Genomic DNA, 10479 nt, shown 5'->3' with positions numbered 1-10479 from the left:
GGCTAGATCCAAGAAACGCTTGGGGACAGAATACCTCTACTTTTTCAGAAGCAATTCTGTCTAAGCAAGTAATCTCTGTGAACCAAGAATCCCCGTCTCTTTAGAGCGGGGAGTGTCAATTAATACCCAAATCTGATCACTGATAACTGATCACTGATAACTGATAAGATGAATCCAAAATTTAAAGATATTACTGCTTGGGAACAGGCACAATTATTAATGCAACCGGCATTTATTCGGGTGCTGGATAATCTGCGTAAACAGTTAGAAAATTCCCTCTGGAAAGGAACCTATACAGAAATTCAAGATCCCTATCCCAGTTATCTGCTCTGTTTGACTTATCTCGATCGCTCCGTTACTGTAAATATTTGGGAACTTTGTTTTCAAGTCTGTTTTCTCGATTATCCCACCGATGAAGGAGAGACCGTCACCATCGATACCAGTCTCCTCGACCCCACCGGTGAACTAGATTGGCAGAGTTTGGAAACGAAAACCGAGCGTATTATTAACCGATTATTCGCTAATTTACCGCAATGAAAGCAGATTTAGAAACGATCAAGGCAGAGTATGCCGCTAATTTTCTGAAAAATTACAGTAATGACCCCCAAAGTTTAGCATCCCAAACAATTTTAATCGATCGCTCCGATTGGGGTTTATTAGAATTAAAAGGCCAAGACCGACTGCGTTTTCTCCACAATCAAACCAGTAACGCTATCGAGCGCCTGAAACCGGGTCAGGGTTGTGAGACAATTTTCCTTAACTCTACCGGTCGTACCCTCGATTTTGTCACAGTTTACGCCAGCGATGATTCCCTCCTCATCCTCGTTTCTCCCCAACGTCGTCAATTTTTACTGGAATTGATCGATCGCTATATTTTCCCCTTCGATAAGGTGGAAATTAGCGACTTAACCGATAATTTTGGCATTTTCACCCTAATTGGTACTGAAAGCGGGCAATACCTGCAAAAAATCGCCATTCCAGAGCAGATTTTAACGGGGGTGCAGCATAGTCATTATCTCCTTTCTCAACCCGCCCTGAGACTGGCCGTCGGCACCGGCTTAGACTTACCCGGATATACTTTAATCGTTGCCGCCGCCGAAGCAGGTCCCCTCTGGGAAAATTTAATTAAAAATGGCGTTACTCCCGCCGATGCACAGGTGTGGGAATACCTGAGAATCCATCAGGGCCGACCGGCAGTCGATCGAGAATTAACCGAAGATTATAACCCTTTAGAGGCCGGTTTATGGCGAGCGCTCGTTTTTGATAAGGGTTGTTATATTGGTCAAGAAACTATCGCCCGTCTCAACACCTATAAAGGCGTAAAACAAAGACTTTGGGGCATAAAACTCAGCCAACCCGTCCCTAGCAATACCCCGATTATTTTAGAAGCGCAAAAAGTCGGTTTACTCACCAGTGTGCTGGAGGATTTTGGCTTGGGTTATGTGAAAACAAAAGCGGGAGGAGAGGGTTTAAAAGTACAAATCGGCGAGGCAACAGGAGAATTAATCCCTTTACCCTTCCTCTCTCACGAATACCCCTTTCAGTAATCAGTAAACAGTAATCAGTAAACAGTAATCAGTAAACAGTGACCAGTAATCAGTAAACAGTAAACAGTGAAAAGACAGTAGGAAATTTCTATTTAACACTGCTCACTTGAAAACTCAAATCTGATAACTGATAACTGATAACTAATAACTGATAACTGATAACTAATAACTGATAACTGATAACTGATAACTGATAACTGATAACTGAAAAAGTCCCTAACCCCAGCGACTAGCAATGGGCATTCGCCAACCAGTGCCAAAAGCGCGATCGCTAATTTTTAGGCCCGGGGGGGCTTGTTTGCGCTTAAATTCGGCATTTTTAACTAATTTAATCACTTTCTGCACAATTTCAGGCTCAAAACCGGCGGCGATAATTTGTTCGGCGGATTGATGGCGATCGATTAATAGTGCTAAAATAGCATCTAAAATCTCGTAGGGAGGCAAAGAATCTTGATCCTTCTGATTGGGTTTTAATTCAGCACTAGGAGCTTTATTAATCACATTGAGGGGAATAATTTCCCCGTGCCGATTTAACCAGCGACAGAGGGAATAAACCCTGGTTTTCGGCACATCAGCAATCACTGCTAAACCACCATTCATATCACCGTAGAGGGTGCAATATCCCACCGCCATTTCTGATTTATTGCCAGTGGATAATAGTAAATGCCCGAATTTATTAGAGAGAGCCATTAATAAATTACCGCGAATGCGTGACTGAAGATTTTCTTCAGCAATACCGAAATCAGTCCCAGCAAAAAGCCGCTCTAAAAGTTGATCATAAGCGGTCATAATTTCTTTAATTGCTAACTTCTCACTTTTGATACCTAAATTATTAACTAAAGCTACGGCATCGCTAATGGAATGGTCGGAACTATAGGGAGAAGGCATCATCACAGCGAGAACATTTTCTTTACCTAATGCGTCGGTGGCAATAGCGGCAACTAAACTGGAATCAATGCCACCACTCAAGCCAAAAATTACCCGTTTAAAACCGCATTTCTGCACATAATCTCGCACTCCTAAGACTAAAGCTCGATAAATTTCCTCATCTTCATCGATGGGTAAAGGATGAATAACTGCGGGTAACAAATCTTGATTAAACTCGATCAATTCTAGGCTAGAAGTAAATGCTTGGGCGCGATAAATCACTTCTCCTTGTCTGTTAAAAGCAACGCTATCACCATCAAAAATTAAATCATCATTACCTCCCACTTGATTGACATAAACTATAGGTAAATTATATCTAGTGGCACTATGGGATAATAAAGATTCTCGCAATTTTTGCTTACCGACACTGTAGGGAGAAGCGGAAAGATTAACGATTAAATCCACTCCCAAATTAGCTAAATCGGCGATGGGATTAACCGCGTATTGACGCTGACCCCAAAATTGTTCATCATTCCAAACATCTTCACAGATAGTCACACCGATTTTAAAATTATTTTCTGTTAGTTGAAAATATTGACTTTCTTTCCCGGAAGCAAAGTAACGATCCTCATCAAAAACATCATAGGTAGGCAATAAACGTTTAGTAAAAATTTGTTTAATCTCTTGACTTTTTAACAAAGCTATGCTATTAAATAACGGCTTTTCTCCCCGGACTGTTGCTGAGGAATTTTTTTCGACAAAACCGACTAATACAGCTAATTTTTCTGGTAATTCTTGGGACAATAATTGCAATTGTCGAGACATTTTCTCAACAAAACCCAGATTTAATAATAAGTCTCTGGGAGGATAACCACAGAGGGATAATTCCGGGGTTAAAAGTAATTCCGCTCCCCGATTAAATGCCGTTTGAGCGGCCTCTAAAATCCTTTCGGCATTTCCTTCGATATCTCCAACAATGGGATTTAATTGAGCGATAGCAATTCTCATATTTTTTCCTATTTAAACAAAAACTAACGGTTGCTCTTTAAAGGGAGCAAAAGCTTCTTCATCAAAGCGATATAAACTAGCAGGACGACCAGCACCACGAGAGACTTTTAAACCCATATCTTTGAGAAATCCTAATTTCAAGAGCCGATTTCTGAAGTTGGAATAATCACTAAAATTTTTACCTAAAATTGTCTCATAAAATTGATAAAGATCATTTAAAGTAAATAATTCTGGTAAAACCTCAAAAGCGACGGGACTATATTCTACTTTATTGCGTAATCTTCGCCAGCCATATTCTAAAATTTGACCGTGATTAAAGGCTAAATTTGGCACTTTATCAATCATATACCAAGTGATATTATAATCCCGTTCAGTGATTAATTTCGCTTCTTCAAACCGCACTAAAGCGAAGTAACTCACCGATAGATAACGTTTCCCAAAACTCTCGGCCGCTGCCGGGAAATCTCCCTCTGGACTGCCAAAAGTATATAACTGTTCTAGATAGAGATTATTGACGCTAATTTTCTCGGCTAAAATTCGATAGGCTGCCGTTTCCAGTGATTCCCCATTTCTCACTAAAGTACCGGGTAAACTCCAGTAATTACTAAAGGGTTCTTCCCGTCTTTTAATCAGAAGCACTAGCAGCCGATTTAATTGGGTATCAACGGAAAAGATCACGTTATCAACTCCGACTTTAAAATCAGCTAGAGATTTATTAGCTAGGGTATTTGGCAGCTTCATGCGTAAAGTTTTTGACCTTCAATATAATCTTTAATCGGTGCGGGAACAGCCTGTTTATCGCCTTTTTCTCGATAATCTGTTGAGGATACAGCCGGAGCAAAGACATCGGCAATCAGACAATCACCTCCTAATTTTTCCAGTTGTTCAATATCATCTTGATTAATAGGATAGCCTGGACGAGGAATCACGAGAATTTTGACTTTTTCTAGCAATTCTCGGCTGCGATACCAGTGCCTAATTTGTCCGGCTAAATCGGAACCAATGACTAGGGTATATTCCTCCTGTTCTCCCCAAATTGCTTGCGCTTTTTCTACACTAATTAAGCTACGTCGATCGCTTAATTCTCGTCGCAGTTGTATATTATCCCTTGGGGGTTGAATATCCCCGATGAGCAAATTTAACATCCTCAGACGATGTTCGAGACTGGTTTGATGATTTTTAAAGGGATTATCGGCAGCCCAAACCGCAACGATATCGTACTGTTCCGATAACCATTTTAGTATGGCTTGATGACCGGCAGTGGGAGGATCGGCACTGGTTCCAAAAAGGGCAATTTTAAGCATAGGATCTAATTGCTTGCTCACTGAGGGATTAGTTTAAGTCTGCTCAAGCTTGGCAAAGATTAACTTCTCCCCATTATAGTTGATTTTACCAAAATAGGGCAAGAGGATCAGTAATCTCCTGCAAAAGCAAGTTATCGAGTCGCTATCGGGTCAAAATGTCTAAAACCCCGGATAAATTTGACATAATCTTAGGTTTTATCTAAAATGTCGGGGTGAAGAACCTCGATTTTATCGACGGGAGTGTCAACAACTTTAAGCAACCCTACCACCGTCAACAAGACCTGTATAAAACAAATACAAGTCTCCCTTCAAATGTTTAGTTTCTTGTATAAGCTTACGCTTATCGTCTGAATACCCAATAACCTTACCTTTCTCTGGCCAGCCATATTTGTCGCGACCAGTGATCTCTACGACCACCCATTGATCGGGGTAATCGGATGAGACATCGGCGATACTCAAATCTTCTGTTTTGTGGCTAAGTGCTTTCATGGCTAAGGTGGCAGTTGATTTGATCAGGGTCCTTGTTGATGAGTAAACGGCGCACCATCGTGATTATTAATATGAGGCAAATCAGTATGAGGGTCTTACTCACTGTCAGGCTCCTAAGCTCCCTTTTTTACTGCGTAGCTCTGGGGAAGATACATCCCCACGACTACGTTCTCTTCACAATAGCCCCTTTTAAGGAGAACTCTTCTTATCTTAAAGAAGTAATTCCCCCATGACCATCTACACCATCAAAGAACTAGCAAAACGTTACGGTGGAGATGATCAAGACAGGAAGCGATAGGTAGAGCCAAGAACGTTTACCTAATTCAGGCTGGGCAGTGCGGCAACACTCAACCAGCTTTTTTGTCCTACCACATATTGTTACACAGTTTAGCTAAGTTGTCAAGTATGCCAGCCATATTTGTTGCGCCCAGTGATCTCTACGACCACCCATTGATCGGGGTAATCGGATGAGACATCGGCGATACTCAAATCTTCTGTTTTGTGGCTAAGTGCTTTCATGGCCAAGTCTATTTTTGGGACTCCATATGACTCCCGTAGCACTTAGCAGCCCAAACCACTGGCTCGATTTCTCCCTTTTGGAGTTTTTCTAGCGGGGTTGCTCCCTCTAAACGAATATCACCCGTAAGCAGAAAGAGCATTTGTGTCCAAGCACCGTCTTCTTTTAAGACGGCTAACACTTGGTCTAAACCTAACAAAACTTTGCCATCAATAAATTGCCAAGCGGGATAAACTAATTCTTCGTTGACAGATAAACCTAAGACCCGACGATTGAGCCTCATAGTTTCTAATTCCAAAGAACTACAGGCTAAAACACTACAAACCTCGGTGCTGGTTAAGGTTCCTCCTTGCTTAGATAGGAACCGCTTCTTCGCTTCTTCGCCTCGTTTAGTGTTCTCCTTTTTTTCGCTATCCATCAACCTTAGTGCTACATTAAAATACAGATGGGCAATCGTTATCGGATTAATTGCTTCTGGCAAACGTCCTGCATATAGCGGTACAGACACTCCAGCTAGAATCAACAGTAAAGCAAGCGTCTTTTTGAGATTAAATTGGTCGTTAGTTTTCATAATAGTTCTCCAAAACAAACTTAATTGAATGGTTGGTAGCACCCTTTTATATTATTCTTGTCTAAATAAAGATATCAACCAATTATTATTGTTTTTTTCTGTAAAAATATACTCTTTTTATGAATAATAATTATTGGCTTAAAGATGCAACAATTATTGGCTTAAAGATGCAACAATTGTTGGTTTAACTTTGCAATAATTATTGGTTTTCAATTCCAGAATTTTGAATTATCGTACATACATAACGTTCATCCCATATTGCTGAAACGGAGGGGAATGGTATGTCGAAGGCAACTGTTAATCAAGCAATTATCAACTGTGTATATGTAAACCGCACAGAAAAAACAGCTATTCTCAAAATTGACTTTATGGGACAATGGCTAGAGCGAGTCGTTGAGGTGGGCCAAGATTTTTGTTTTAAAGCTCCTGAAGGGGGACACTTAGATATTTTTACCTATGAAATGGCTACGATGATTCTGGAGGATAGAGTTCCCTGTCGGGAATTGGCGATATAAGGGAGGATTTGGGCAATAATTGTTGGTTGATTTCTCTTTTGGTTTTATGGGACTATCGCAGAAGCAATATTACTTTCCAGTTATTATTGCAATCCACTTTGAAAAAGTATCGGTGACTACAAATATAGCTATGTTGATTACCTTAAGATCGAAAGTCCCCCCAACCCAAGGAGGGTCGCATCTAACCCAAGGAGAGTCCCATGACACCAACAACTCCCCCATCACTATGCGATGCCGAAAGGCAAGCAAGCAACTGTGGTTTGGATATTTCCAAGCTACGAGCTTTATTGAAAAAAATCAAACCCTTATCTGAAAAATACAAAATTATTTTCTATCTGGCGGCTACAGGTCTTTTTTCTGCGGATGACCTGGCTGAAATGTTCAATCATAGTAGCGGCAAAAATCTAAACTCAGATTTCAACAAATATCTAGGAGCCAATCTTAAACTTTACCTTGAGTTAGATGACAGTGATCGTCTGGGAATTACTTCCCTAAGAAGGATTCTTTTTAAAAAGGGCTATCTTGTTGACATTAATGACGATGAATTAGTGAAAGTTTTGCCAACACGCTACGCTGAAAATTCTCAATTAGAGCAGCCGTCTAATTTAGAGACAATTAGTGCGGATGAGACGACCACCAATCAAGGAGATTAATTTAAAAATGGAAAACACAGAGTCATTGTGTGAGGTACCAACATCGGTCAGTCCCCGTGCTGACATTATTAATGAGTTGTTAGCTCAACTAGACAATAAACAGGACAGCGATCACCGTGCTGAAATCAGAAGGAAATTAGGAGAATATCCTGATCCTCAAGTGATTAAAACACTTTGGTATTTGAGAAATAATCTGCAAAACGAATCTGATGATTTTGTGCAATACGAAATCAAGCTTAGTCTGCATAAGGTAACTACTCATCCTAGTATAAATATTGATTTTTTTCTGGATAACTTAGAGGTATTCCAATCAAAAGATAACAATTCTCAAGCCCCAAAAGTATTAATTGATGCTGATCTAATTGAAGAGTTTTTATTACGAAATCAAACGACTCTTAACAGTGAAGCTACTAGGGTTATGGGACTTGTTTTAGAGGGAAAAATTAATCCTTACATTGGCGAAATGGGATTAATCAAAATTTGGCATAATATCAAAAATCTGAAATCTAGAGAAGATGCCAATCGTTCGATCATTGAACTTCTCAGTAAAATTAACGTCGGTCAAGTTAACTTGAAAGAAATTGACCTAGAAAAATATCCCAACGTTAATTTAAAAACGGCAATTCAAGTTGAGATTGCCAGAAAGTATAGCCTAGAAGGTATTATCACCATCAGAGATCGAGAATTCATTGCCAGTGGATATCCTTTTGTGGGTTCCCCTTCCCTATTCTTACAGTCTTTAGGGAAAGATACCTCTTCGGCATCTATCGAAAGAACTCTCAAAAATCTCGGTAAAGCGGCAATGGAAAATGAACAAGTAAAACTCAATCAGCTTTTAGAAAACGAGCCTCAACAAAACTTATTCTTTGAAGATAATCTTTTGCTTTTTCAAGGCTGGAAAATTGAGAACTTTGAAATTCTTTGTGCTAACAACAATTTAACTTCTGCGACAGTTATCTTATGTAATACAAAAACCCAAGAGCGTTACACTGAATCGGCCTTTAAAAAAGGTTCAGTAGATGCACTTTGTACTGCCTTTGATGAGGCTCTAGCTCATTTAGTTGAAATTAAACATCACCTTAAATCTATCTATGTGGCTAACTTGACACCGGGTAAACAAGGAGCCACAACTGTCAAGGCGGTGGTTGAGTATGATGGTAAAGAAGTGATTACTATCCACACCCATGAAAATATTCTCAAGGCTTATTTTTTCGCCTACGTCAAAGCGATGATTGCCGTTTATGCACCCGATGAATATCACCCCGATATTCATAGCACAAAAGAATTGACATATTTGCACAAAATTGGCGAACGAGATTTTCGGGGACTGAATTTCAGCCAAGTCAATTTAATGGATGGTGAGGCCAATCTTTCCGATGCAAAATTGATGGGATGTAACTTCAGTAAGGCTAATCTTTCGGGGGTTAATTTAACTAATGCTGATTTAACAGGAGCCGATTTAAGTCATGCCAATTTGAGTAAAGCTAATCTAACGGGAGCTAACTTGACCGATGTTAAATTAGATGAAAATAATCTAACCCTTCTTGATGGCACAATTTTGACTAACACAATTATGCCTGAAATTAGAATGGAAATTATTGGCGAATCCCGTTTAGAAAAGGTTGCTCAACTACTCAAACACATTGATCCTCAAAGTGAATCTCGAATCTTGGCTATTCACTCCATGACAGATTGCATCTGGTGGGATAATCCTCTTGGTCAAAAATTCTGGGAAGTTAACGAAGAACTAATCAAAAGGGAGATTTCTATTCAACGAGTCTTTATTCTTCCTGAAGTTCCGACTCACAAGCATTTACAAGTGATTCAGGAACAACTTAACTCTGGCATAAAAGTTGCTTGTATTTGTCAGGAAAAAGCCAAAGATGTTGAAGGCTATCGTTGGGATAATACCAACCTATTGATTAGCGAAAACTTATCTGTTCCAAGAAATTCTTTTACAGCGAGAAGAATTATGAATGGTCAAACAGAATCAGGTTATATTTCCTATCAAACAAGAGTTGTAGAGACAGATAAAAGTCTCTTTAACGCTCTATGGGAAAAATCTGAAAAACTCTCTACTGAAGCTAATATTCAGGAACAATTAGCAAACCTGAATACCTGACTTTCTTTCCATCTTTAACTTTTCAGACTTACCAATTCCTTAAAAAGGATGCCGTTGAACTTTCTGAATCAGCTTAATGATTTTTAAAGTCTGCTTGCGGTCATACTCAACCCACCAAGCCAAATCTTCAAAAGCAAACCGATCAAATTCCAAGCTTTCCGCCATTTTCATCGGATAAATATTGAATACTGGCTTGGCTCATTTTTCCCGAACTTTATTGTTTTATTAACTGATCATCACAAGGTGATCACTCTTTCTATTTTGTTTGCATAAAAAGCGGTCATTGGGAGCGAAATATCTCCATTTTTCAATCCTCATAATTAAACAACTATGATAGACAACTGACCATAATATTTTGGAAATTCTGGTAAACTTTGTGCTAGTCTATATTATTAGAAAAAAAGACGTAGGGAGTAATTTAAGTTGCCTGCTAGAGATTCCAGTCACGAAGCAGTTAAACAGGCCATCATTAATGACGGCTGGATAATTACGGATGATCCCTATGTTATTTCCTATGGTGATCGCTTTTTATTTGTTGATTTAGGAGCCAATCGTTTGATTGGTATTCGTCGTGGAGATCAACGTATTGCCATTGAAATTAAACAATTTAAAGGTCAATCCCAGGTTACTGATTTAGAGCAAGCGATTGGTCAATATTTATTGTATAAAATCTTGCTTAATCAAGTTGATCCAGACCGTGATCTCTATCTAGCGATTTCTGAAACAACCTATAATGATATATTTAGGGTCTGCTGAATAAATCTAACAACCTTGTTGGGTAAGACTTTTAGACTTTTTGTCAATCAAAAAGTACCAGGCATGGGAGTGATCAGGGGGAAAATTCAGGTACTTTTTCCCTGAAAATTAGGTAGTTGACCACCTGAAA

General features: G+C 39.3%; 11 protein-coding genes. 6 read left to right on the top strand and 5 right to left on the bottom strand.

The genetic code is table 11. From position 1 onward, the window contains the following. Positions 1 to 168 precede the first annotated feature (168 nt). Together EWV84_RS12005 and ygfZ are read left to right on the top strand one after the other, a co-directional pair. The gene (locus EWV84_RS12005; RefSeq protein WP_158200194.1) at positions 169 to 537 is read left to right on the top strand and encodes a hypothetical protein; all 369 of its coding nucleotides are present in this window, start codon (positions 169 to 171) and stop codon (positions 535 to 537) included. Continuing rightward, the gene (gene ygfZ / locus EWV84_RS12000) at positions 534 to 1547 is read left to right on the top strand and encodes a CAF17-like 4Fe-4S cluster assembly/insertion protein YgfZ (RefSeq protein ID WP_287078174.1); all 1014 of its coding nucleotides are present in this window, start codon (positions 534 to 536) and stop codon (positions 1545 to 1547) included. The genes EWV84_RS12005 and ygfZ overlap by 4 nt, the downstream gene beginning before the upstream one ends. A 216-nt stretch (positions 1548 to 1763) precedes the next feature. On the opposite strand, the gene EWV84_RS11995 is transcribed toward ygfZ, so the two are convergent. From EWV84_RS11995 to EWV84_RS11975, 5 genes are all read right to left on the bottom strand, one after another. Beyond that, positions 1764 to 3422, bottom strand: coding sequence for an NAD+ synthase (locus tag EWV84_RS11995; protein ID WP_287078173.1), 1659 nt, complete (start codon positions 3420 to 3422; stop codon positions 1764 to 1766). A gap of 12 nt (positions 3423 to 3434) precedes the next feature. Beyond that, complete coding sequence (locus EWV84_RS11990) at positions 3435 to 4163, bottom strand: NUDIX hydrolase (RefSeq protein ID WP_287078172.1); 729 nt, start codon at positions 4161 to 4163, stop codon at positions 3435 to 3437. Continuing rightward, positions 4160 to 4726, bottom strand: coding sequence for a nicotinate-nucleotide adenylyltransferase (locus EWV84_RS11985; protein ID WP_286824987.1), 567 nt, complete (start codon positions 4724 to 4726; stop codon positions 4160 to 4162). The genes EWV84_RS11990 and EWV84_RS11985 overlap by 4 nt, the downstream gene beginning before the upstream one ends. A gap of 252 nt (positions 4727 to 4978) precedes the next feature. After that, positions 4979 to 5215 carry a hypothetical protein gene (locus EWV84_RS11980; RefSeq protein ID WP_110578548.1) on the bottom strand — a complete coding sequence of 79 codons (237 nt, stop codon included), beginning with the start codon at positions 5213 to 5215 and terminating at the stop codon, positions 4979 to 4981. A 527-nt stretch (positions 5216 to 5742) separates the two neighbouring features. Further along, positions 5743 to 6150, bottom strand: a complete 408-nt coding sequence (locus EWV84_RS11975) for a hypothetical protein (RefSeq protein ID WP_323801802.1) — start codon at positions 6148 to 6150, stop codon at positions 5743 to 5745. A 434-nt stretch (positions 6151 to 6584) separates the two neighbouring features. On the opposite strand from EWV84_RS11975, the gene EWV84_RS11970 reads away from it, so the two are divergent. From EWV84_RS11970 to EWV84_RS11950, 4 genes are all read left to right on the top strand, one after another. After that, complete coding sequence (locus tag EWV84_RS11970) at positions 6585 to 6818, top strand: DUF1830 domain-containing protein (RefSeq protein WP_287078171.1); 234 nt, start codon at positions 6585 to 6587, stop codon at positions 6816 to 6818. A 200-nt stretch (positions 6819 to 7018) separates the two neighbouring features. Then, the gene (locus EWV84_RS11965; protein WP_287078170.1) at positions 7019 to 7471 is read left to right on the top strand and encodes a hypothetical protein; all 453 of its coding nucleotides are present in this window, start codon (positions 7019 to 7021) and stop codon (positions 7469 to 7471) included. Between the two features lie 7 nt (positions 7472 to 7478). Then, positions 7479 to 9593 (top strand): pentapeptide repeat-containing protein, encoded by a 2115-nt coding sequence (locus EWV84_RS11960; protein WP_287078169.1) that lies wholly within the window; start codon positions 7479 to 7481, stop codon positions 9591 to 9593. A gap of 423 nt (positions 9594 to 10016) precedes the next feature. Next, positions 10017 to 10349 (top strand): element excision factor XisH family protein, encoded by a 333-nt coding sequence (locus EWV84_RS11950; protein WP_287078167.1) that lies wholly within the window; start codon positions 10017 to 10019, stop codon positions 10347 to 10349. Positions 10350 to 10479: the final 130 nt, after the last annotated feature.

Source organism: Microcystis sp. M_QC_C_20170808_M3Col (assembly GCF_007095505.1).
GTDB lineage: Bacteria > Cyanobacteriota > Cyanobacteriia > Cyanobacteriales > Microcystaceae > Microcystis.
Note: the sequence above shows the minus strand (reverse complement) of the source record. Positions and strands in the feature narration are given on the sequence as shown.